At 57.1% G+C, this 21,041-nt stretch carries 24 protein-coding genes; 12 read left to right on the top strand and 12 right to left on the bottom strand.

Annotated elements, in window-relative coordinates; genetic code table 11:
- Nucleotides 1-125: 125 nt before the first annotated feature.
- Nucleotides 126-524 (top strand): hypothetical protein, encoded by a 399-nt coding sequence (locus tag H6F57_RS11150; RefSeq protein ID WP_190795002.1) that lies wholly within the window; start codon nt 126-128, stop codon nt 522-524.
- 15 nt (nt 525-539) lie between these two features.
- Here the strand turns inward: H6F57_RS11150 and glp are convergent, their stop codons facing one another.
- The 4 genes from glp to H6F57_RS11130 form a co-directional block, all read right to left on the bottom strand.
- A complete protein-coding gene (glp, locus tag H6F57_RS11145) occupies nt 540-1,775 on the bottom strand; it encodes a gephyrin-like molybdotransferase Glp (protein ID WP_190630868.1) in 1,236 nt (411 codons plus the stop codon).
- 222 nt (nt 1,776-1,997) lie between these two features.
- Nucleotides 1,998-2,216, bottom strand: coding sequence for a hypothetical protein (locus H6F57_RS11140; protein ID WP_190630867.1), 219 nt, complete (start codon nt 2,214-2,216; stop codon nt 1,998-2,000).
- 137 nt (nt 2,217-2,353) lie between these two features.
- Nucleotides 2,354-3,172, bottom strand: coding sequence for a tetratricopeptide repeat protein (locus tag H6F57_RS11135; protein WP_190630865.1), 819 nt, complete (start codon nt 3,170-3,172; stop codon nt 2,354-2,356).
- An 8-nt stretch (nt 3,173-3,180) separates the two neighbouring features.
- Nucleotides 3,181-4,014, bottom strand: coding sequence for an RMD1 family protein (locus H6F57_RS11130; protein WP_190630864.1), 834 nt, complete (start codon nt 4,012-4,014; stop codon nt 3,181-3,183).
- Between the two features lie 272 nt (nt 4,015-4,286).
- Here H6F57_RS11130 and H6F57_RS11125 point away from each other — a divergent pair, with 272 nt between their 5' ends.
- A complete protein-coding gene (locus H6F57_RS11125) occupies nt 4,287-4,862 on the top strand; it encodes a cyclic nucleotide-binding domain-containing protein (RefSeq protein WP_190630862.1) in 576 nt (191 codons plus the stop codon).
- A gap of 377 nt (nt 4,863-5,239) precedes the next feature.
- Nucleotides 5,240-5,695: an FHA domain-containing protein gene (locus H6F57_RS11120; protein WP_073606707.1), complete on the top strand. Its 456-nt coding sequence runs from the start codon at nt 5,240-5,242 to the stop codon at nt 5,693-5,695.
- Nucleotides 5,696-5,726: 31 nt separating this feature from the next.
- On the opposite strand, the gene H6F57_RS11115 is transcribed toward H6F57_RS11120, so the two are convergent.
- A complete protein-coding gene (locus tag H6F57_RS11115; RefSeq protein ID WP_199289961.1) occupies nt 5,727-6,044 on the bottom strand; it encodes a hypothetical protein in 318 nt (105 codons plus the stop codon).
- Between the two features lie 213 nt (nt 6,045-6,257).
- Between H6F57_RS11115 and tmk the strand changes: the two genes are divergently transcribed.
- Both tmk and H6F57_RS11105 read left to right on the top strand, forming a co-directional pair.
- Nucleotides 6,258-6,941 (top strand): dTMP kinase, encoded by a 684-nt coding sequence (tmk, locus tag H6F57_RS11110; protein ID WP_190630892.1) that lies wholly within the window; start codon nt 6,258-6,260, stop codon nt 6,939-6,941.
- Nucleotides 6,914-7,882: a DNA polymerase III subunit delta' gene (locus tag H6F57_RS11105; protein ID WP_313933672.1), complete on the top strand. Its 969-nt coding sequence runs from the start codon at nt 6,914-6,916 to the stop codon at nt 7,880-7,882. Before tmk ends, H6F57_RS11105 begins: the two co-directional genes overlap by 28 nt.
- A gap of 18 nt (nt 7,883-7,900) precedes the next feature.
- On the opposite strand, the gene H6F57_RS11100 is transcribed toward H6F57_RS11105, so the two are convergent.
- The gene (locus H6F57_RS11100) at nt 7,901-8,479 is read right to left on the bottom strand and encodes a CAP domain-containing protein (protein ID WP_190630860.1); all 579 of its coding nucleotides are present in this window, start codon (nt 8,477-8,479) and stop codon (nt 7,901-7,903) included.
- A gap of 184 nt (nt 8,480-8,663) precedes the next feature.
- Nucleotides 8,664-9,698, bottom strand: a complete 1,035-nt coding sequence (locus H6F57_RS11095) for a hypothetical protein (RefSeq protein ID WP_199289960.1) — start codon at nt 9,696-9,698, stop codon at nt 8,664-8,666.
- A gap of 323 nt (nt 9,699-10,021) precedes the next feature.
- On the opposite strand from H6F57_RS11095, the gene H6F57_RS11090 reads away from it, so the two are divergent.
- Nucleotides 10,022-10,627: an SH3 domain-containing protein gene (locus H6F57_RS11090; RefSeq protein ID WP_190630858.1), complete on the top strand. Its 606-nt coding sequence runs from the start codon at nt 10,022-10,024 to the stop codon at nt 10,625-10,627.
- Nucleotides 10,628-10,775: 148 nt separating this feature from the next.
- On the opposite strand, the gene H6F57_RS11085 is transcribed toward H6F57_RS11090, so the two are convergent.
- Complete coding sequence (locus H6F57_RS11085) at nt 10,776-11,258, bottom strand: DUF4168 domain-containing protein (protein WP_190630856.1); 483 nt, start codon at nt 11,256-11,258, stop codon at nt 10,776-10,778.
- 340 nt (nt 11,259-11,598) lie between these two features.
- On the opposite strand from H6F57_RS11085, the gene H6F57_RS11080 reads away from it, so the two are divergent.
- The 3 genes from H6F57_RS11080 (at nt 11,599) to H6F57_RS11070 (ending at nt 15,863) form a co-directional block, all read left to right on the top strand.
- Complete coding sequence (locus tag H6F57_RS11080) at nt 11,599-12,270, top strand: AIM24 family protein (RefSeq protein ID WP_190630854.1); 672 nt, start codon at nt 11,599-11,601, stop codon at nt 12,268-12,270.
- A 77-nt stretch (nt 12,271-12,347) separates the two neighbouring features.
- Complete coding sequence (pcrA, locus tag H6F57_RS11075) at nt 12,348-14,702, top strand: DNA helicase PcrA (RefSeq protein ID WP_190630852.1); 2,355 nt, start codon at nt 12,348-12,350, stop codon at nt 14,700-14,702.
- Nucleotides 14,703-15,140: 438 nt separating this feature from the next.
- Nucleotides 15,141-15,863: a tetratricopeptide repeat protein gene (locus H6F57_RS11070; protein ID WP_199294725.1), complete on the top strand. Its 723-nt coding sequence runs from the start codon at nt 15,141-15,143 to the stop codon at nt 15,861-15,863.
- Between the two features lie 66 nt (nt 15,864-15,929).
- Here H6F57_RS11070 and H6F57_RS11065 read toward each other — a convergent pair whose 3' ends face one another.
- From H6F57_RS11065 to H6F57_RS11050, 4 genes are all read right to left on the bottom strand, one after another.
- The gene (locus tag H6F57_RS11065; protein ID WP_190630850.1) at nt 15,930-16,148 is read right to left on the bottom strand and encodes a hypothetical protein; all 219 of its coding nucleotides are present in this window, start codon (nt 16,146-16,148) and stop codon (nt 15,930-15,932) included.
- A 176-nt stretch (nt 16,149-16,324) separates the two neighbouring features.
- Nucleotides 16,325-17,107 (bottom strand): twin-arginine translocase subunit TatC, encoded by a 783-nt coding sequence (gene tatC, locus H6F57_RS11060; RefSeq protein ID WP_190630848.1) that lies wholly within the window; start codon nt 17,105-17,107, stop codon nt 16,325-16,327.
- A gap of 78 nt (nt 17,108-17,185) precedes the next feature.
- Nucleotides 17,186-18,085: a helix-turn-helix domain-containing protein gene (locus tag H6F57_RS28350; RefSeq protein WP_190630846.1), complete on the bottom strand. Its 900-nt coding sequence runs from the start codon at nt 18,083-18,085 to the stop codon at nt 17,186-17,188.
- Between the two features lie 127 nt (nt 18,086-18,212).
- A complete protein-coding gene (locus H6F57_RS11050; RefSeq protein WP_190630844.1) occupies nt 18,213-18,482 on the bottom strand; it encodes a YciI family protein in 270 nt (89 codons plus the stop codon).
- 487 nt (nt 18,483-18,969) lie between these two features.
- On the opposite strand from H6F57_RS11050, the gene H6F57_RS11045 reads away from it, so the two are divergent.
- From H6F57_RS11045 to H6F57_RS11035, 3 genes are all read left to right on the top strand, one after another.
- Nucleotides 18,970-19,287, top strand: coding sequence for a Mo-dependent nitrogenase C-terminal domain-containing protein (locus H6F57_RS11045; RefSeq protein WP_190630842.1), 318 nt, complete (start codon nt 18,970-18,972; stop codon nt 19,285-19,287).
- A gap of 204 nt (nt 19,288-19,491) precedes the next feature.
- Entirely contained in the window at nt 19,492-20,034 is a 543-nt protein-coding gene (gene tadA, locus H6F57_RS11040) for a tRNA adenosine(34) deaminase TadA (RefSeq protein WP_190630841.1), read from the top strand.
- 173 nt (nt 20,035-20,207) lie between these two features.
- Nucleotides 20,208-20,972: a 1-acyl-sn-glycerol-3-phosphate acyltransferase gene (locus H6F57_RS11035; RefSeq protein WP_190630839.1), complete on the top strand. Its 765-nt coding sequence runs from the start codon at nt 20,208-20,210 to the stop codon at nt 20,970-20,972.
- Nucleotides 20,973-21,041 lie beyond the last annotated feature (69 nt).

Here is a 21,041-nt window from a genome sequence, read left to right as displayed (position 1 = left end):
CGCGAATCGCTGCCTGAACCTAAGCCCACAATATTCCCAGACCGCTCACCGTGAAACAACGCCCACAATTTCTTAAGCATGTCCTGTTGCCTTTGGAGCCAATATCGCAATGGTGGCTGGGCAGGATGGTTGCTTTTGTTTTAGGGTTAGCGCTGACTTGGGCTATGTACCCTACCAGCGCCCTGGCTACCACCTGGCAGGCAGTGGCCGAAGCCAGCCAAGGTCAGCAGCAGCAGTTTGTCGATATCGACTCTATAGAGCCTGTGGCACAGGGGCATGTGCGGGTGGGCAGCTACTATATCGATCGCCGCTCTGGGCAGCCCCAGCGCACCGATTATTTAACTGAATATGACTGCGATCGCCGCCGCTTTCGCGATGTCGAGTTTGATGGCCCTGTGGGCAGCGATCGCTGGATGCCCGTTGACCCTGACCCCTTAAACTCTGCGGCGATGGAGTATGCCTGTGGGATCATCGCTCAAAGAAACCAGACTAATCATTCTGCGGAGGTTGTACCCGGCTCGTAATCAAGGAGCCGACTGTTATGAACCCACCACCATCGCCTGCACCGTTGCCCCAGCAGAGATCAGCTTTGTCCCCACCGGCACCACCGCTAGAGCGTTCGTTCCCGCCAGGTTGATCAAATTGCCAGAATTATGGCCGCCGCCCGCTAACGCAAACTCGTAGCCCTGGGCAGTAGTTTCAATCTTGCCCCACAAATAGGTTTCTCGCTGGCCACCCGACTTAAGGTCATCGCGAGTCGTAGCGGGCACAAACTTTGGCCCCCAACCGGTAGCCAGGCCCGATCGCTTCCGCAAGGCCGGGGCCACAAACCGCCAAAAGGTCACCAGGGCCGACACCGGGTTCCCCGGCAGGCCAAAGTACAGCGGCGCAGTTCCCCGTTCCGTCGGGAAGGTTGCCACTGTGAGGGGTTTGCCGGGCTTTACCGCCACCGAGCGAATGTGCAGCGTCGCCCCCAATTCAGCCAAAATTTCATCGACATAGTCGTAGTCACCGACAGAGACGCCCCCAGATGACACAATTACATCTGCCTGAGCCAGCGCCGACTGAATTGTGGTTCTCAGCGCCTGGGGCTGGTCGAGCACAATGCCAAAGGGTAGTGGAATTCCCCCCGCCTGCCGTACCAATGCCGCCAGCGCGTACTGGTTAGAGTCCACAATTTGCCCTGGCTGAAGCGGAGCGTCTGGCATCACCAGTTCATCGCCAGTGGAGAGAATGGCTACCCGAGGCTGAGGAAATACTGGCACCTGAAGGCACTGAGCCGAGGCCAGCACCGCCAGTTCTGGCCCACCAATGGAGAGGCCTGGGGCCATGAGCGCTTCGCCTGCCCGACAAAAGCTGCCCTGGTGGCGCACAAACTGCTGCTGCTCTGGGGTTTCTAGCACCAAAACACTATCGCCCTGGCGCTGGGTGACCTCTTGAACCACGATGGTGTCGGCTCCAGCAGGCAGCATGGAGCCCGTGAGAATGCGGGCGGCCTGGCCTGAGCCGACGGGGAGCTGAGGCGATCGCCCCGCTGGAATCGTCTCCGTTAGCGTCAGCACCTTGGGCTGCTCAGCACTGGCTCCCTGCACATCCTCGTAGCGCACGGCATAGCCATCCATCGCCGAGTTATCCCAGTGGGGAAAATCGAGCGGGCTGGGGATAGCTTTGGCTAAAACACGACCCAGGCAGGCGTCTAGGGAAACCTGTTCTACCTCGGTTGGGAGCGGCACTAGATCGAGAATTTTGGCTTCGGCCTCGGCGGCGGGGAGCATGGAGGTGAAGAGGGTGAGGGAATGGGTGAGGTGGGGAAGATGAGGGAGGTGGTACGCCCTGGGTGAAAAACGTTGGCAGAACTCAGCGCGGCAGCACTTTAGCGAAGTAGCGGGGTCGTGGGCGTAGTCTCTCTAGCGGCAAGAGGGAACGGTAGAGTGCATAGCTTGCTCTTAGACAGGCTGCGCGAACAAGTAGTTTTTCTAGGGGAAGAATAGCAGGGGTTAAAAGTCGGGGCGGGTGATTAGGCAGCTGAGGCCCAAGGCGACTGACCCGGCTAGGGTGGCGGCAGCTGAAGCTTCGGTGCCAACAAACACCAGCACGCTGTAGAGCCCCAGCCCAACGCTAGCTACCAAACCCAGAGGGGTAGTGAGAAAGTCTAAGAACTCCAACAGCCCTTCGAGAAATCGCAAAAACTGAAGCCAGCGTGCCAGGAGAGACATAGGGTTTACCGATTAGGTAGCCTTGGCCAAAATGCTAAAAAATCAGCTTAGGGAACTGTCTCTACAATAACTGTCGTGGCTTTAACCAAACGCTTTTGGCCTCATATTCTTCAAAATTTCCTAAGTAAAGGGTTGGTTTAATAAAGGGCTTGCATCAGGCGCTTGCGGTAGGTGAGGGTGAGCGGGTCGCTGTCGCCCAGCAGTTTGAAAACGGTGAGCATGGCCTTCCGACCGGCGTCACTGCGGTAGGTGCGATCGCGCTCCACCACTCCCAAAAAGCCCTCCAGGGCAGTGGCAAAATTGCCCTTTAGCGCCGCTTGGCCAGCGGTTCCATAGGCAACATCCAGCTCAGAGCCGCCTAGGTCGGTTAAGGATTGGCGCAGGGTCAGCAGGCTCCGAATGCCGTCGGCTTGGTCGGCAGTGGCGCGATCGCTGGGGTCAATCAAATCCAAATACTGACTGGCCAGGGCATCGTCCCCCTGCACCAGATAGACTTGGGCCGCCTTGAGCAAAATCTGACCGTTGTTGGGGTAACGGGTCAGCAGCGTGGCTAGAGCTGGATAAATTTCTGTTGTGTCGCCGCTGGCCTGGGCAGCTTCAAACGCCGCCAGATCTTGCTCCAAAGAAGATTGCAAACCAAGGCCAGCCAACAGCTCCCGTAGCTGCGGCTCAGGCAGCACCCCCACAAACCCCTCCTGCACCTGCCCCTGGCTGACAATGCGCACATCGGGCACCCCTTCGACCCTAAAGGTTTTGGCTAGCTCGGGGTTGGCGTCAATGTCAACCTTGGCCAGGGTGAAGTCATACTCCTGGGCCAGCTTTTCGAGCATGGGTTTGAGCAGCTGACAGGGGCCACACCAGGTGGCAAAAAAATCGACTAGCACCGGCTTCTCAAATGACGGTTGCAGCACCGCTTGCTCAAACTCGGTTTGATTTACAACAATAGACTTTCCCATCGGGTACCTCAGCGGGGGCGAACAAACAGGTCATAGAGCGAGAGCAGCACTTCTACCACAATTAGCAGCACCACGTACCACTCCAGCCGCAGGCCGGTTTGGTGCCGCTGGAGGTCGAGCACTGTTTCGGTGGTGCGACTGACCAGATCGAGCTTGCGCTCTAGGGCCGAGTGGCGATCGCGAATTTCGTACTCGTCTTCCAGGCGGTGGTACAAGGAATCGAGCTCAGGATATTCCCACAGCAGCTCGGGCTTATCGATGATTTCGACTCGACCCACAATCTTGTGCTGAATCATTAGCGTTTGGCCAATCTGCTTGAGCAACTGGTCGCCTTGAACGCTGGGACGGTGCTGGCGTTGCAGCTCCACAGCGTAGGGTTCAATGCGGTCAAACACAGCCGCCGCGCCGATCTCGTAGTGGGCTAGCACTACGCTCTTGGCCATCACATCAGCCACCAGGTGCAGGCGCAGCTCATCAAGGGACGACAAAAAAATCAGTCCATCCTGCACTTTGCCGCTGCTGTTGGGGGCCAGGCGAATGGTGGCCGCTTCGGTTTCGGGGTGGTCAATAGGATTGGCAATGTGGGGTCTAAGGCTGCTAATAAAAGCCTGTTCCGCGGTGGCTGAAAGGCCAAACAGCACCACGGCACCATAGCTAAACAGCACCCCCTGCCCGCTCTGCCCTACCGGTACTACCAGCGGCGAAGCCGGCACCAGTGCTGGGCCGCTAGGTTTGGCTAGGGCACCTAAATCAACACTTTGACCCAAAAAATAGGCGCGTACAGTCACGTCATCGGTGCGATCGGAGGCTGCCGTAGCCGTCCCTGATATAACAGTGGTCATAGGAAGTTAGGGTAGAGAATAGGTGACATCCGGGGAGCCCAAGGGCCGAGATCTCACTCCTTCAGCTGGTGTTGAAAACTATTGCAGAACGCCGATACTAGGGAACTGTTCCTCACACCCAATCGTAGGTTATGTTAAAAACTGGCATGGGTTGACATCAGGTAGCGATACGGCAATGGCCTCGGCTAACCCTCTGTTCTAGAGGCGCAGGCTAATGGGTGCTGCTATCACCTCCATAGGCGGTTTGATTATTGTGAGGTAGGGCCGCAGCCATGAAGCGTGTGGTATTTATTCTTGGGGTTTTAGTGGATGAAGACGTTGACTGGCTAATTGATGCTGGTCAGCGTCGAGAACTGCAATCGGGAGAAGTGTTGATTCGTGAGGGTGCCGCCTGCGACGATATTTTTCTCATTCTAAACGGTAGCTTGGAGGTTTCAGTGGCGGCTATGGGCGACCAATCCATTGCCCAACTGGCAACCGGCGAGGTGGTCGGCGAAATGTCGTTTGTTGACGGTCAGCCCCCTTCTGCGACGGTAACGGCTCTCGAACCCGTCATTGTGTTGGCCATTTCCTGTAGCCAGTTGCGCCACAAGCTACAGCAAGACATGTGGTTTGCCTCGCGCTTTTATCGAGCGTTGGCCATTTTGCTCTCTAGCCGCCTGCGCAGCACCGTCAAACATTTACAGGGCGAACACTGGCGTCCTGTGGCTGATCCAAATGATGCGGGGCTCGACGAGATGGGCGATATGCTCTCTATGGGCAACATTCGCTTTGACTGGATGCTCAAACGTCTGCGCGACGTCAACTCTAGCCCCTGGGAAGAACTTGAGGTGGACTCTGCCGACTAGGGCTTTTCCCAGCATCTAGTCTCTAAGAGTTTGCCGCTTAGCCCCATGTGCTGGAGCGATGAGTCAAGCATTTTTGATGGATGCGGCCCATATCTATCACCTAAGAAAGATTTTGCTACCATTCAGGCAAGGCAACTAGGGGGTAATATAGAGCAACCGTTGGGCGCACCCCCATGGCTATGCCTCTCCTGGCTAAAGGCAAGCTGGCGTAAGTGAGCTTAAGTTGGGGCTGTACCTGCGGTGGTTAAGACTGGCTCACAGGAGCGATCGCGGCGATGGGGTGGGTTAAACGCGATATGCTCTACATCTCCCTGGTAATTAAGGTCGTCGTTCCATTCTCAACCGATTCTGAGCTCCGTTTTTGCTAGTGTCAGCGCATGCCACTCCACACCAAACTCAGTAATATTCTCATTGTTGAAGATAGTAAAGGCCGCCGAGAAATTGTCTTGGATGGGTCGGTATACTCCATTGGGCGAGATCCTAAGTGCGATATTCGCCTGTCGTCGCAGTTTGTATCGCGGCACCACGCTACCCTCGTGCAGCTGCCGAAGGACGACGATACGTTTTACTACCGCATCGTTGACGGCAACCTAAAGGGCAAGCCCAGTGCCAACGGCATGCTGATCAACGGTCGCAAGCTCCAGGCCCACGACCTCAAAAACGAAGATGAGATTGTGTTTGGCCCCCAAGCTCGCGCCATCTACTACCAGCTCAAGCGTGATAGCCAGTCGACTCTGCCCCCTGACGAGTTTGATATCACCCTCATCAGTCCGAATATGGTTGAAGAGGGCGACGAGGAGTCGGATAGTCTGGATGATGACACCGAGATCTAGCGCATCGCCCTAGGCCATTGTTGCCTTAGTCTTAGACTAAGGCAACAATGGCTTGGTTGATGGCGCTGAACACCTGCTCGCAATGATTATTGTGGCGGAGGGGTAGTTCTTGGTTGCTGACAACCAGGTTCACCGAAGCCGCGTCGGCAGCTACGGTAGGTGGGCTGATCAGCACCTCAATAGTGGTGAGCTGAGCCAGGGAAACCTGTCCTGGCTGTTCTTTGGCCATCAGATAGTCGCTGGTTTCGTAAACCATATTGAGACCAAAGGCTTGTAGCGAGCTAACAATGGCATCGCGCAGCCGAGCGGTGGTTGCTGAGATAGGAAGTGTGTTGGTGTACCGGGCCATAGGCGTCCTCGCTGAGACCATCAAAACTACAAGTTAGTGCATGGTCGTGGCAGGCATGTTTTTACAAGCCCACGCTGAGCTGCACCCTTGACCTTAGTATGCACTAGTCCGGTTTGTATCTTAGTCTATACCATAGCTCGCTGGTGGTCGGTCTGCCCCTAGGGCGGGTGGCCCCCTTGTCTGTAAGCTTGAGAGGCGATATTGGAACGAACTATGCCGGGTAAGCTGCTGGTGTTCGAAGGGGTAGAGGGCTGCGGCAAATCGACCCAGCTAAAGCGGCTGCACGCGGCTTTGGATCAGGGCGATCGCCTTCAGCAGCTCCAGCAACAGGGTCTGATTCCTCAAGTCCTCGCCACTCGCGAGCCGGGGGGCACGGAGCTGGGCTTGGGCCTGCGCCAGCTACTGTTGGGCTACCACGGCGGTGCAGCGATGGCCAGTCGGGCTGAGCTGCTGCTCTACGCCGCCGATCGCGCCCAGCATGTCGAAGAGTTGATTAAGCCCGCTTTGGCGAGGGGCTGTTGGGTGTTGTGCGATCGCTACATTGACTCCACCGTGGCCTACCAGGGCTACGGGCGCGGCCTTGACCTAGAGCTGATTGACCAGCTCAACCAGGTGGCTACAAGTGGCCTAGTGCCCGACCTTACCCTGTGGCTCAAGCTCGATGCCGCCACTGGCCTGGCTCGTACCCGCCAGCGTGGGGCCGCCGATCGCATGGAGCAGGCCGATCTGGGGTTTCACCAGCGGGTGCAAGAGGGCTTTGAGGCCTTGGCGGCACAGCATCCAGACCGGATTGTGGCTATTGATGCGACGGGTGCAGTCGATACCGTCGCTGCCGAGATTTTTGCCGTTGTGGAAGGATATTTGCAGCAGTGGTACGCCCCCAGTTTGACGGCCTAGTGGGCCAAGATACCGCCGTTGCCCTGCTCCGCCGCGCGGTGGAGCAGCGGCGGGTGGCTCCCGCCTACCTGTTTGCTGGCCCCCACGGGATCGGTCGTCGGCTAGCGGCTGAGCACTTTGCCGAAATTTTGTTTACCCCACAGTCTGGAGCACCGCCAGCCGCTCTGGGGCGACGCATTGCTCAGCGCAACCACCCCGACCTGCTGTGGGTTGAACCAACCTATTTACACCAGGGCAAGCTCATCACAGCTTCCCAGGCGGCTGAGGAAGGGCTCGCCCGCAAAAGCCCGCCCCAAACCCGTCTAGAGCAGGTGCGGCAGATTGCCCAATTCTTGAGCCGTCCGCCCCTAGAAGCACCCCGCGCCGTGGTCGTGATCGAAGCGGCTGAAACCATGGCGGAGGGTGCCGCCAACGGCCTGCTGAAAACTTTGGAAGAACCGGGGCAGGCGACGATTATCTTGCTGGCTCCTGGCCCACAATCGCTGTTACCTACTTTGGTGTCGCGCTGTCAGACAATTGCCTTTCAGCGGCTGAACACAGCAGATATGGCAACGGTGCTTCAACGGGCGGGACGGCCAGAGGTGCTAGAGCAGCCGCAGATTTTGGCGATGGCTCAGGGGAGCCCAGGGGGGGCGATCGCCGCCTACCAGCAGCTCCAAACTATCCCCGCTGACTTGCTCACCGCCCTACACCAGCCCCCCCGCAGCCTGCGCGCAGCTTTAGAACAGGGTCGCCAGGTAGCCAAAACCCTCGATACCGAATCGCAGCTCTGGTTGCTCGATTACCTGCTCAACTGGTACTGGCAAAGCTACCCGGCAGAAAGCCTCCAGTGGCTGCCCAAACTTGAAGCCGCCAAAGGCTACCTGCGCCGCTTCGTGCAGCCTCGCTTAGTGTGGGAGGTCATGCTGATGGCTCTAGTCGAATCGCAAGGGAACCACTAGGGTCGCTCTCCGGCTTACTCACAAGGGGCGCATAAATAACTGAGTGAAATAATAGGTGCTGCCCCTTTGCCAGACGCCTACCCCCGTTTCAGTAAAGCCCGATCGCAGGATATTTTCTCGGTGCCCAGGGCTATCCATCCAGCCCTGCACGGCTAGAGGGGCTGGGTCGGGAGCATTGGTGCTGGTAAACAAATTTTCGCCCACCATTGCGTAGAGAATGTTTGCGTCTGATACCCGCTGGGCTGGGGCGTCCCCTGTGGGGCTAACGTGGCCAAAAAAGTTTTCGGTAGCCATCCGCTGGCTGTACTGACGCGCCACCTGGGCCAATGGCCCGTTGGGCTGTAGAGGGTTGAGACCTTCCTGCTGTCGAATCTCATTGATGCGCTCATAGACCAGGGTTTCCATCTCGGCGGTAGCCGATGACTGAGCACCTGCCGCGTCCGGCTCCGCGGGCGGCTCTCGGCCAATTCGAGTAACTGGAGGAATGCGTTCGAGCAGTTGTTCTAAATCGGTAGGCTCGCAACCGACCAGCGCTAGGGCCACAGCGACAAAACCAACGGCTTGACGAATGTGGATAAAACGTTTGGCAAAAGGCATCGGCAACAGTTTCAAACTAATCAGTCCTGGCTACACCCTAGCGCGACGTGCCCGTTCTCTTGGGCATGACCAGGGCTGGTTCAGGGCAAACGCAAACTCGTAGAGAGGGATACTCATGGATAGATTTGTCATCCCAGATGAGTTTCTGAATTGAAGCTCAAGCCTGATTGAGCCAATGACTGCCCTAATCCTCTTCTACCATCAGTTGCCAGCGGATGGTTTGGGAGGTGACACTGTCGATTTCGCCCAGACGCACCTGAATGGTTTCGCTGGTGACGGGGCCGAGGGCGGTGAGCAGGGCGCGCAGGTTGGGGGTGCTTTCGCCGCTGTCGACAAACACCCGTTCTGCCAATTGGTTGATGCGCTTCCAGGCGGTGTAGAGTTTGACGGCGGTTTGCTCGATCTGGGCGGCCTGGGCCACCATGTCGGCGGCAGAATTTAGGCAGCCCACCCGCAGGGCTTCTTCGAGGGCGAGTTCTAGGTCAATGCCGCTGGCGTCGAGCAGCTGCACTTGGTTGGCCGAGGCTAGGTACTTTGACAGGTAGCGAGCCTCGGCGGTGACCTGCTTCAGGGTGTCCAAATCAGGATTCAGCTCTACCTCGGTTTTGAGGTTGCTCTGGTGAACGGCGGGTAGCTTCTCCATCTCCTTGACCAACGGCGCGATATAGCGGGTGGGGATGGTGTTGTTGGCGGCTTTTTCCCGCAGCGATTCAGGGATGAGATCAGAGGTCATAGCGGCCCACTCGTTGGCGACCTGGCGCACTTCGCGGCGGGTGATGTGGTCGCCTTTGCGGGCGGAGTCGCTAACTAGCTGCTGCACTTCGGGGGCCGATTTGGCGGTTTCAACAAAGGCGCGTTTGCTGAACTGGTTGACCTCTTTGGGGGTGAGCATGCCCGCGTCGAGCAGCTGGTCGGCGCTTTCAGCGAGTTCGATCAGATTGTAGGCGTGGCTTTTGGTAATTTCGCGATCTTTGAGCCAGTTGAGAAAGCCGGTGCCGCGCCCGTCGCCGCCCTTCTTTTCGCGATCGCGCACTGTCCGCAAAATTCTTCCCCGCCAAATGTCGGTCTGCAGGTCGAAGCGATCGCAGACCTGCCAGGCCGCCTCCATCTGCTGGTTAAACTCGTAGTCAGAGATTTTTTCGTCGGTGGGGTCGGGGAGGGCAAAGGTCAGCTCCCCTGCCTGCATCGCTGACTCAATTACCTCAGAAGAATAGGGCATTGCCGCCGTCATACCGTTGTTACTCTTTGCGCACAGGGTGTTCATTCTCCCACGTCTGTCGGCGTTACCGCGCCCTAGTTAATGACTGGCCTGGGTGCACCAGTGCGATCGCGGTGGGCTTAACCCGTACTGCCCACCTATAACTTGTCAGTCGGTTGGGTCTGTCCAAGATTTTCTCAAGCCAGGGCCATAGAAAGCGTCTGTAACCCCTTCGATAAGCTTCGTGAAAGCCGCTGCGAGGATCAATTTTACGGGTGATAGGATGGCCGGGTGAACCCTGGAATTCGACCTTAAAAAGCTATATAAAGGGATCAGGACTGTCTATGCCATCAAACGTGTTGCGGAAATGTGCTTTCGGGGCGATCGCGCTACTATCTGCGGGGTCGCTGTCCGTAGCCCCGGCCCTCGCTCAGGAAACCCGAGCCATAACCGAAAATCCAGCCCTGATTCGAGGCTGTCGTCAGCTTAACCGAGCCACTGAAGTTTTTGACAACTCCACTCTAGGGCCGATCGCAAACCGCATTGGCACTCTACAGGCGGGCACCCAGGTGAGCCTAACCGGGGCAACCTCCCCAGGGCGAGCACAGGTTTTTCTGAGAAGCGGCACCCTGTCTCCGGCACAGCCCGTAGGCTGGATTAACGCCAGCGTTTTGACCACCTGCGGTAGCACTCCGCCCCCCACAAAAGCCTGCTTCCGGGCCGATCGTGAACTGGTGGTTAGGTCGAGCCCCACAGCTGGCTCTAGCGTAGTCGCTGGCTATAACACGGGTGATACCGTGATCGCCAGCGCTAACCCACCCAACCAGCAAACTACTACTGACGGTCGTCGCTGGATGCAGGTGACTATCTATAACGGCAGTACGGGCTGGATTGCCCGTACTGGCACCAACGGCAGCGGCAACAACATAACGCCCATTGCCTGCCCTTAAAAACAGCCGCAGGCACTTAGTGGTAGTGGTTCAAAACGTTCAAAGCCCTCCTTAATCGCGAATTGAGGGAGGGCTTTGAACTGAATTCGGATTCTCAGGCTCCAGAACTTCAAACCTAGATCGATCGAGGTCCTGGTCACCCTACTGACTACTCAGCTAGCCGCTCAACGATCACCTGTTGCAGGGCAGGGTCTTGCTGGGCCTGGGTCATAATCTGCTCAAACTCTTCAATGCTCAGCGATGTGGCCTCGATGGCGGACCGCATCTCGGTTCGAGCGCCCTCGCGCAGGGTAGCAATCTGTTCAGCCGCTGCCGCAAACTGCTCGGCCTGCTCTGGCGGAATTTCGGCGGCAGCTTCGGGAGACTGCTGCGATTCTGCGATCGCATTGTAGTCATCTACCGTTAGCCCCTGGGCCTCTACAGCGGCAACTAGGTCGGCCTGCACGGCCTGCTGAATGGTTTGAATCGCTTGATAGGCGCTGACAAACTGATCAATTTGGGTCTCAGACACCTCTACTGGGGCTACCTGGGCTGGCGCGGGGGCGTCTTGCTCCTGGGCTACGGCGGCGGCTGGAACCCCCAGCAACAGGGTGGCGGTCAGCAGGCCTTTGAACAGTGTGGAAGGTTTCATTAGCGATGATCCTCGCATATTGTCAATCGCAAACCTCACCGGGGAGATTCACTCCAGGCACCGCGTCAGGTGCCCATGGGTTGATACCGTAGGGGGCAATCATGACAGCGAGATGACGGCCCCGTGACGATAGTGTGACCCCTGCTGCTGCCAAAACGGTGAGACTCTGTACCCGTGAAGCTGTTGCAGAAAATGCCGACTAGAGATTCAGCCGTGGGGCGATCGCCCCACGGCTGAATCTCTGGCAAAGCTAAGATGGCTAGAGTCGTTGGCTGCCGCCCCCAGGCTGAGTTGAATTGCTGATTGCCTCGTCTGTTTTAGTGTTGTTTTAAAGGTCCCTATGGCTAACTTCGAAATTATTGAGCGAGAAGAGTCGCGACTGGTCAAAGTGACTTTAAACAATGAGACGGTGCGCACGGAGTCAGGGGCATTGCACTATATGCGCGGCGACATCACCATGCAGTCTAAGATGCCCTCGGCGGGTGGCTTTCTCAAGTCATTAGCCACCGGAGAAAACATCTTTCGCCCCACCTACACGGGCACCGGAGAGCTGTACCTAGAGCCCACCCTCTCTGGCTTTCATATTCTCGACTTGGCGGGCAGCGAGTGGACGTTAGACCGGGGAGCTTATTTGGCCAGCGACGGCAGCGTCGAGGTGTCGGTGGAGCGCAATAAGCTCATCACGGGTCTGGTGGGCGGCGAAGGGCTTTACCAGACCAAAGTCAAGGGTGTGGGCAAGGTGGTGATGGTGGCCCAGGGGCCGGTGGAAACCATTGAGCTACGGCGAGAAAAACTGGTGGTGGACGGCAATTTTGCGATTGCCCGCAGCGGCCCCCTCACCTACCGGGTCGAAAAAGCCACCAAGTCAGTGCTGGGATCCATGACCTCCGGGGAGTTTTTGGTCAATATCTTTGAGGGCACCGGCACCGTGTTGCTGGCCCCAATTCCCTACTGGAAGGTGCTGATGCTGCGCCAGGTGACGGCTGCTGCCGCTTCGAGCGCTTCGAGCTAAGGTGGGCATTGTTGCATTGCTGCCGGTGACACGCTGAACCAGTGTCATACTAAATAGGCAAAACCCCTCGGCTACTGATGACTGATTTTCTCGCCCCCCTCAACCCCGCCCAACGCCAGTCTGTCGAGCATTACTGCGGCCCGCTGCTGGTGGTGGCCGGGGCAGGTTCGGGCAAAACCCGGGCGCTGACCTACCGCATCGCCAACCTAGTGCTCACCCACAAAACAGACCCCGACAACATTCTGGCGGTGACCTTTACCAACAAGGCCGCTAAGGAAATGAAGGAGCGCATTGAGGTGCTGTTTGCCGAGCAAGATGCCCAGGCCCGCCACAGCAAAGCTCTGTCGTCTTTGCCGCACTACGAGCAGACCAAGCTGAGATCTCAGGTCTATAAGACCGTCACCAAGCACCTGTGGATTGGCACGTTTCATGCCCTGTGCGCCCGAATTCTGCGGTTCGATATCGAAAAGTATCAGCACCCCGCCGGGTACCGCTGGACGAAGAATTTCTCTATTTTTGACGAATCAGATGCCCAGGGCTTGGTCAAAACTATCGTCACTCAAACCCTGAATCTGGACGACAAAAAGTTCAACCCGCGATCGGTACGCTTTGCGATTAGCAACGCTAAAAACCAAAATCTCACCCCCGACGAACTCGAAAAAGAGCAGCCCAACTACCGAGGTCGGGTGATCGCCGATGTCTACCGCTACTACCAAAAGGCGCTGGCGGAGAACAACGCCCTCGATTTTGACGATCTGATTTTGATGCCCGTGCACCTGTTTCAGCAAAACGAGCAGGTGCTGGCTTACTGGCACAAGCGCTTTCGCCACATTCTGGTGGATGAATATCAGGACACCAACCGCACTCAGTACGAGTTAATTCGTCTGCTGGCTACCAATGGTGAGTCGATCGCGACCTACAAAGACTGGACCCATCGTTCCGTCTTCGTCGTTGGTGATGCCGACCAGAGCATCTATTCCTTCCGCGCCGCCGATTTCACCATTCTGATGAACTTTCAGGATGACTTTGGTGACGGCCTGCCCGACGACGACACCCGCAGCATGGTCAAGCTGGAGGAAAATTACCGCTCCACCTCCAATATTCTCGAAGTCGCCAATCACCTGATCGAAAACAACACCGAGCGCATCGACAAGGTGCTACGGGCCACCCGGGGCGAGGGCGAGAGCATCTACGTCTACCGGGCCGAGGATGAAACCGCCGAGGCCGACTTTGTGATCAGCCAAATTCGCAACCTCGAAACCCAGCACCCGGAGCTGAACTGGGGCAATTTTGCCATCCTCTACCGCACCAACGCCCAGTCGCGCGCTTTTGAGGAGGTGCTAACCCGCTACAGCATTCCCTACCAGGTGGTGGGCGGGCTGCGGTTCTACGATCGCCGCGAGATCAAAGATGTGCTGGCGTATTTGCGGGCGATCGCCAACCCCTTCGACACCGTCAGCCTCAAGCGGGTGATCAACGTGCCCCGGCGGGGCGTTGGCAAGGGCACCATCGACAAGCTAGAACAAGCCACTCAAACCCTGGGCGGCATTCCCCTGTGGGAAATTCTCGCCGATGACACTTCGGTGAAGACTCTGGCGGGGCGATCGGCCAAAGGCGTGCTGGAATTTGCCGACATCATCAAAAAGTACCGCCAGAATATTGACGAACAAAAGGGCTCTGAAATTATCCAGGGGGTACTTGAAGACAGCGGCTACTTAGCGGCCCTCAAGGCCGAAGGCACCGACGACGCCGATGATCGCTTTGGCAACGTGCAGGAGCTTTACAACGCTGCACTGCAATTTGAAGAAGAAAACGTAGACGACCCATCGCTGTTAGGCTTTTTGTCTAATGCCTCCCTGGCCTCCGATATGGATGACAACAAAGATGGCAAAAATGCGGTGTCGCTGATGACCCTGCATTCCTCCAAGGGGTTGGAGTTTCCCGTGGTGTTTCTCGTCGGCTTAGAGCAGGGCCTGTTCCCCAACCATCGTTCCCTCGAAGACCCCGCCGCTACCGAAGAAGAGCGCCGCCTCTGCTATGTAGGCATCACCCGCGCTAAGGAGCGCCTGTTCATCTCCCACGCTCGCGCCCGTCGCCTCTACGGCAGTCGCGAACCTGCCAGCCCCTCGCTGTTTTTGAGCGAGCTACCCCTCGATCTTGTCACGGGCAACAGCACCACGGGCCTGCCCCAAAAGTGGAGCACCCCCATCCGCGAGGCCCGCAACCGCAGCGAGGCCGCCGCCAAACCGGGCAGTGGTGCCCACGAGTCAGACTGGACCGTGGGAGATGTGGTGGTGCACAAAGCCTATGGGGCGGGAGAAGTAACCCACATATTTGGGGCAGGCAACAAGATTTGTCTGGCGATCAACTTTCCTGGCCAGGGCCGTAAGATTGTTGATCCTAAAATCTCGGCGCTGCAACGAGCGGAGTAGATATCGCTGCAACTGCTACTGATGAATGCCCGGTAAATACTCAGGTGGTCACAGAATCATTACCTGAGCACAAGAAACTACATGTAGGTTTTCCGTACATTTCCGTAGGTTATGACGCTAAACGGGGGTTGAGCCGCTAGAAGGCTGTTTTAACCTCCGTTTTTTTCCGGTTTAGACCCCAGGGGGGAGATGCGACTATAGCGTCATCAGGCAGGATTACAGAATCAACGTCAGCGAAACTCTCGTTTGAATTATTCAAGGGTCTTCGCATCTAAACCTAGCCAGCTCGATAACTGCCACAGGTTCGTCTAGACCCCATCAACCAAGATGGGACTCTATAAACAGTTCCTGCTTAGACGGTACGAGCTTTGGGGTTTCTACCTCTGCTCTCCGCTGGATTGGTTTCACGGTTTATGAGCACACGACAGGACTAAAACCATGCACATCTACCGACCACAGCAGCCTCTGGTTTGCATGCTTCCCAGCCACCCGCCGGGTTTGCCCTCGGTTGACTCGGCCTCCCTGCCCACGACCCACGCCTCGGTGACCGGGTCTTACACCACCGCCGACGATACCCTCAGCCGACTGGCAGCGGCAGCGGTCAAGCGCCAACAATATTCTCAGGCGTTGCACTTGCTAGATCAGCTAGTTGAGCGCCATCCCCAGCGGGCAATGTACTACAGCAACCGGGGTCTGGTGCAATTGTGGCTGGGCCAACCTTGCGCAGCTCTGGCCGACTGCGATCGCGCCATCAAGTTCGACTCAGACCTCGATCAGGCCTACAACAACCGGGCCATGTGTCACGCGGCCCTCGGCGACCTGTCCGCCGCCCTCGACGACTACGAACAGGCCATTGACCTCAACCCGTTTAATGGCCGGGCCCGCATCAACATGGGAGCCACCTTGCGACAGATGGGGGATTTTGCTCGCGCCCTAGACTGCTTTGACGAAGCGCTGATGTTTCACCAGCTGCCCGAGTTTATCTACGCTGAGCGGGGCCGGACCTACCACTTGCGCGGTGATTGGAACTGCGCGATCGCCGATTATCGCCGCGCCTTGACAGCAGCGGCAACCCATCAGTCGAGCGATCAGCTTCAGACTCTCGTACAGCGGGTTAAGGGCTGGATCGAAGAGCTGTTGCCCCAGCAAAACTGGGCATAACAATAGCGCCTTACATCCGCTCCCGTTGAGAATGCGAGCTCAGTGCTAATTCAGCGTGCATCTAACTTAATCAATTGAAATGCTTTGGGGACCACCGTTGCGATCGCTGCTTCCCCATCCGCTACCGTCTCCGCCTGGGGGTGTGATCCCTTGGTTTTGTAACCAGCTTTTGACAGGGTCATCCGATAGACTAAGCCGCAGCAGCCCCGAGGCCAGCCCACCTAAAAATGCCACAGGGTGAGCGGTCAGCTCTTGCACAAAGGGAGTAAGCTCGTCTAAAAACATTGTGTCAGCCCGTAACGACGGCTTGATCCTAACCTGAAAGCCTGCGGAAAGGTATCGGTTAAAAGCTAGAGCTTAAACTCTGGTTCGCTAAAACGGTTTGAGGATGAAAGGCTCAGCGTTGAAGGATTAATCAGCGCCCCTAAACCCTACACCGTTTACCCCTGTAATCCCAACCGCTATCGCCCGATCGCCTTCACCAGACCAATGCCGCCAAAGTAGAGAAACAGCACCGCCCCCGCCAGCAGGCTCTGGGTCACCGGGTCAGTAGAAGGGGTGAGCACCGCCCCCAGCACCGCTGCACCCAGCAGGACGTAGCGCCAGCCCTTCAGCATTTGATCGGAGTTGACGATGCCTAGCAGCCCAAGCAACATCTGTAGAATTGGAATCTGAAAGGCCAACCCAGTGCTAAACAGCAGCAGCAGCACAAACTCAAAGTAGCGATCGATTGACCACAGCTGCTCGACCACGTCGGCCCCGTAGCTGATAAAAAAGTTCAGCGCCGCCGGAATCAGTGCCACGTAGGCAAAGAGAAGCCCGGCAAAAAATAATATGCTCGACCCCAGCACCAGCGGCCCTACCAACCGCCGCTCCCGCCGAGTGAGCCCTGGCAGCACAAACAGCACTACCTGATAGAGAATAAATGGGCTGGCGGCTACCAGACCGCTGTAGCCTGCCACCTTAAAGGAGACAAAAAAGTACTCCCCTGGCGACAACTGCAAGAACTTCACCCCCTGGGCTGGCACCTCCAGCAGGCTGACAATGGGCTTCACCTGCCAGAAGCAGGCCACAATGGCCAGCACCACAGCAATCAGGCTGTAAAAAATGCGCTGCCGCAGTTCTTCTAGGTGGTCAAACAGCGACATCTCGACATCGTAGGGCGCTTCGTCGAGGTCAGCGGTGTCGCCATTAAGGAGGGCCGTCTCGGTGGTGGCGCTCTCAAGCTCGGTGGGCGGTGTCATAGGTTGGGCAGGTGAGCAGTAGGACGATCGCTTCTATTGTAAGCCCATGCTTTCGCTAGCTTGGGATCATGGCCCAACCTAGGGAGACTCAACGCTCTCTACCCCAGAGTCAGGGGTCACGGTGACGGTTCTAACCACTCCAGAGGCCCCCATCACGACGGCGCGATCGCCGTTGACAGATAGCTCTACTCCCCCCGCGTTCCCTGTCCTTAAAGTTAGGCTAGTTTCGGCCGTCCAGGTCTCTTCAAAACCGCTCTCGGCAACGCCTTCGTAGACATTTTCGCCGTCGGCTACGACGCTTAGCCAGGCGCGATCGCTCAGGTTGGCGCTGACTACCACAGGTGCCTCTAGGGGCGCACTAGATTCATCTTCGGCCTCCAGCTCTTCCTCCGGCGGAATCGTAGTCTCCGTTGGTGCTGGGGTTGCGGTATTGCTACTGGTGGTCCCAGGGGTCGTCTCCGCTCCTGAATTGTCGTTGGTGGCCTGGGACGGCCCGTTGCTGCGGCCAAACAATCCCCAGGCTCCCAGCCCCAAAATTGCCGCCAGCGCGGCCACGCTCAGCAATAGCGGCAGCGATGACCGACCCGCTGGGCTAGGAGATGCCGAGGGGGTGCGATCGCTGATTTGAGGGCCAGGGCGAGGTGGTTCTGGTGCCGGTGCCGCAGTGCCGTTCGTGTCGGCCCGTTCGATCAGCTCTGGGGTCGGTAGCACATTGACCGGCGTGACCCGAAACTCTTGGGCGATGGTTTGGCCATCGAGCCCTAAGGCTTCAGCATAGCGACGAATAAATCCCTGAACAAACACCGGCTCGGGTAGCTCCGCATCATGCCCCAACTCCAGTGCCTTCAATAGGGCTGGGCGGATAAAAATTTGGTTGGCCAGCATGTCGATAGATAGCCCTTGCTCTTGACGCACCTGGCGTAGGTACGCCCCGATACTTTGGAGCTGCTCGACTTGGGTAGGAGCTAACTTAGCCACGGCACCTCACTGAACAATTACTGGGACTTGCCCTGGTCGATGAACCCGAACGAGGTCATTTTAATGGGAAACGACCGTCAATGTAGCCGAGACCCGTTCGAAACCCCTTGGCCACTAAAACCCACGCCTAAAACACCTGGTTCCAGGCATAGACCTCATACTCTGTCCAAATACCGTTTTGCCAATAGGGGTCGCCCTCCACTAGCCGCCGCAGAGTCGCCTCGCTGTCGGCCTCGTAAATGCCAAACACTTTGGTGTTGTCAGTGGTTGGGCCTAGGGCAACCAGCAGACCGTCGTCTTTTTGCCGCTGTAACCCCTGGAGATGTGCCTCTCGAAAAGGAGTCCGCTTTTCAAGGACATTCTCACAATAGCTGCCCCACATCACAAATTTAGCCATAGCTTAGTCCTCAAAAGTTCATCGCCGATGGTATCAGATTGGGTAGTGTTCTATACCGAAAAAATAAACTGCCCAAAGAGAGGTGGCAGACGGTATACCCAATTGCAAAAGTGTCCTGGCATTCACGCAAAAATCATTTCCATCAGAAACAATTAAATACAAGCTACTTCAGTAAAAGTACTCGATGTTACTGCGCTATTTTTGCTCCCAAAACAACCTATGTTCTATATGCTTCAAGCCTTTCCGGAATTGCTGCTAGCCCTGCTGAAGTAACTCTTTACCTGAGCTTTAGTGGAAATCCAATCAGCTTTGTTGATGCTTTACCCGATGGCTGAGGGAATTCTTTAGGTTAAGTAGAAGGTTCACCAACATCTAAGTGAGTTCTATGTTCGCTCCACCCAGTATTGAGTTTCCATACCAAGTCCAGACTCAGTGCTCGACCGTTTCTCAGACAGTCTCAATTGTTGGACTTGCGAGAGGTTAAACCATGAATCGCTTTCTATCTTCCCTCCGTCACGGGCTGCACGCTGCGAGTCAAGCCCTACCCCTGGACCTGTTTCGTCCGATGCGCCAGTGGGTTAGCCACCTGCGGGTCGAGACTCCCCGCCGCGCCCGCAAGGTGGCAGAGTTGATTCCCGCCCAGTGCCCGTTTGAGCGCGACGTTGTGGTGTTGGGTCGCTCCGTTGCTCATATTCCGCCCCTGTGCAAGCTCAACCCCCTCTACAACGAACTGGTGGAGCTGCGATTTAGGGCTCTTTGTTACCTAGCCGACGAGTGCGGCGAAGATATTTCGGCCTACATCTAAAACTTGACTTCGCTCAGGTCACGTCATCTGGCTGGTCATCTAGCCCAAGCTCAAAGCCACAGACTGTATTGCGTCTAAACGTCTTATCCCCTCCGTTGACCCTGGGTCTGCGGAGGGGTTTACTTTGGAGAAATAATGCTTGAGGAATGCTCTGATCTACTATGAGTAGGCTAAATCTCGACGTGGTTGCTTGAGTGACCTCCTATGCCCTACGACCTGCCATCCCACGATCTAGCTGATGAGACTGATCTGCACCACCAGCGCTGGATGCGGCGGGCGCTGGAGCTGGCTGAGGCCGCCGGAGCGGCGGGGGATGTGCCAGTGGGGGCCGTAGTGGTTGGCCCTGGGGATAGGGCGCTGGCGGAGGTGGGCAATCGGCGGGAGCAAGATCAAGACCCCACTGCCCATGCCGAGGTGCTGGCGTTACGAGAAGCCGCACGCCAGTTGGGCAACTGGCATCTCAATGACTGCACGCTCTACGTCACACTTGAGCCTTGCCCAATGTGTGCTGGAGCAATTGTTCTGAGTCGTCTAGGGCTGTTGGTATACGGTACCTGCGACCCCAAGTCGGGGGCGGTGCGATCGGTGCTAAACCTGCCCGATGGCCCAGCCTCTAACCATCGGCTCAGGGTGGTAACCGGCATTTTGGCCGAACCCTGTCGTCAGCAGCTTCAGCAGTGGTTTCAGCAACGCCGCCAAGCGCAGCGCCGGTCTTCGCTCACCATGACACCGCCTGAACTGTCCTGAACCGGGGTTGCGTCATCTGGCAAGGGCTGTAGGGTAAAGCATGTAGACCAGGGTCAGACCCATTTTGTTTCCGATCGCAGGCTGTGTGGTAGCTAGCGACGGGCATACTGGGAAGGCCTAACATCGGCACTATTAGGATTTAGCTGATCATGGCTCCTGTATTACGCCTTCCTATGAAATCCTCTGAGCTTCCTGAATCGTCGGCTGGGTTGGTCAAGAGCGGGGCGATCGCCCCTGCCCAATCGCGCTGTTCGCCATGGCTGACCCCCCTGGCCTATTTTCTGGGCCGCCACCTGGTGGTGCCCGCTTACTTTGGCCCCATCACCATCACGGGGCAGCACCATGTGCCCACCGTCGGGCCAGTCATTTTAGCCCCCACCCACCGAGCCCGCTGGGACTCGATTTTGCTGCCCTACGCCACCGGCCGAGCCATCACTGGTCGTGACCTGCGCTTCATGGTCACCGCTGACGAGGTCAAGGGCCTCCAGGGATGGTTTATTCGGCGCTTAGGGGGGTTTGCGGTCAATGTGCGACGGCCCACAGTGGCCAGCCTGCGCCACGGTATTGAGCTGCTGCTAGAGGGCGAAATGCTGGTGATTTATCCCGAAGGGGGCATTCGGCGCGAAGACCGAATTCACGGCCTCAAGCCCGGCCTAGCTAGATTGGCAGTGCAGGCCGAGGCCGCCAGAACTGGGCTGGGAGTACAAGTGCTGCCGGTAGACATTTGCTACGGTGCGGCTTATCCAGGCTGGCGTAGCCCGGCTCAAATTCACATTGGCGCACCGTTGCCGGTACAGGCTTACCTCCAGGGTGAGGATTCTCCTGAGGCGCTAAAGGCCGGGGCTGCGCAGCTCACCAAAGATCTCAAGACTCGCTTAGAAAGCCTGGTCAGTGCTCGGCAAAGCAACACCGCACCGCAACCCTCCGTACCGTCTTAACAGTTACCTACAGCCGCCAAATACCGTCGAGGTGAAGGGTTAGGACAATCTGACTAGACCGTGGTTTAT

Source organism: Leptolyngbya sp. FACHB-60, from assembly GCF_014695775.1.
Classification (GTDB): domain Bacteria; phylum Cyanobacteriota; class Cyanobacteriia; order Phormidesmidales; family Phormidesmidaceae; genus Nodosilinea.
Note: the sequence above shows the minus strand (reverse complement) of the source record. Positions and strands in the feature narration are given on the sequence as shown.

What these genes read in the sequence shown, in the direction of transcription:
- H6F57_RS11150 (WP_190795002.1), top strand. Translation starts at nt 126, where the DNA reads ATGGTTGCTTTTGTTTTAGGGTTAGCGCTGACTTGGGCTATGTACCCT.
- glp (WP_190630868.1), bottom strand. Translation starts at nt 1,775, where the DNA reads ATGCTCCCCGCCGCCGAGGCCGAAGCCAAAATTCTCGATCTAGTGCCG.
- H6F57_RS11140 (WP_190630867.1), bottom strand. Translation starts at nt 2,216, where the DNA reads ATGTCTCTCCTGGCACGCTGGCTTCAGTTTTTGCGATTTCTCGAAGGG.
- H6F57_RS11135 (WP_190630865.1), bottom strand. Translation starts at nt 3,172, where the DNA reads ATGGGAAAGTCTATTGTTGTAAATCAAACCGAGTTTGAGCAAGCGGTG.
- H6F57_RS11130 (WP_190630864.1), bottom strand. Translation starts at nt 4,014, where the DNA reads ATGACCACTGTTATATCAGGGACGGCTACGGCAGCCTCCGATCGCACC.
- H6F57_RS11125 (WP_190630862.1), top strand. Translation starts at nt 4,287, where the DNA reads ATGAAGCGTGTGGTATTTATTCTTGGGGTTTTAGTGGATGAAGACGTT.
- H6F57_RS11120 (WP_073606707.1), top strand. Translation starts at nt 5,240, where the DNA reads ATGCCACTCCACACCAAACTCAGTAATATTCTCATTGTTGAAGATAGT.
- H6F57_RS11115 (WP_199289961.1), bottom strand. Translation starts at nt 6,044, where the DNA reads ATGGCCCGGTACACCAACACACTTCCTATCTCAGCAACCACCGCTCGG.
- tmk (WP_190630892.1), top strand. Translation starts at nt 6,258, where the DNA reads ATGCCGGGTAAGCTGCTGGTGTTCGAAGGGGTAGAGGGCTGCGGCAAA.
- H6F57_RS11100 (WP_190630860.1), bottom strand. Translation starts at nt 8,479, where the DNA reads ATGCCTTTTGCCAAACGTTTTATCCACATTCGTCAAGCCGTTGGTTTT.
- H6F57_RS11095 (WP_199289960.1), bottom strand. Translation starts at nt 9,698, where the DNA reads ATGCCCTATTCTTCTGAGGTAATTGAGTCAGCGATGCAGGCAGGGGAG.
- H6F57_RS11090 (WP_190630858.1), top strand. Translation starts at nt 10,022, where the DNA reads ATGCCATCAAACGTGTTGCGGAAATGTGCTTTCGGGGCGATCGCGCTA.
- H6F57_RS11085 (WP_190630856.1), bottom strand. Translation starts at nt 11,258, where the DNA reads ATGAAACCTTCCACACTGTTCAAAGGCCTGCTGACCGCCACCCTGTTG.
- H6F57_RS11080 (WP_190630854.1), top strand. Translation starts at nt 11,599, where the DNA reads ATGGCTAACTTCGAAATTATTGAGCGAGAAGAGTCGCGACTGGTCAAA.
- pcrA (WP_190630852.1), top strand. Translation starts at nt 12,348, where the DNA reads ATGACTGATTTTCTCGCCCCCCTCAACCCCGCCCAACGCCAGTCTGTC.
- H6F57_RS11070 (WP_199294725.1), top strand. Translation starts at nt 15,141, where the DNA reads ATGCACATCTACCGACCACAGCAGCCTCTGGTTTGCATGCTTCCCAGC.
- H6F57_RS11065 (WP_190630850.1), bottom strand. Translation starts at nt 16,148, where the DNA reads ATGTTTTTAGACGAGCTTACTCCCTTTGTGCAAGAGCTGACCGCTCAC.
- tatC (WP_190630848.1), bottom strand. Translation starts at nt 17,107, where the DNA reads ATGACACCGCCCACCGAGCTTGAGAGCGCCACCACCGAGACGGCCCTC.
- H6F57_RS11050 (WP_190630844.1), bottom strand. Translation starts at nt 18,482, where the DNA reads ATGGCTAAATTTGTGATGTGGGGCAGCTATTGTGAGAATGTCCTTGAA.
- H6F57_RS11045 (WP_190630842.1), top strand. Translation starts at nt 18,970, where the DNA reads ATGAATCGCTTTCTATCTTCCCTCCGTCACGGGCTGCACGCTGCGAGT.
- tadA (WP_190630841.1), top strand. Translation starts at nt 19,492, where the DNA reads ATGCCCTACGACCTGCCATCCCACGATCTAGCTGATGAGACTGATCTG.
- H6F57_RS11035 (WP_190630839.1), top strand. Translation starts at nt 20,208, where the DNA reads ATGAAATCCTCTGAGCTTCCTGAATCGTCGGCTGGGTTGGTCAAGAGC.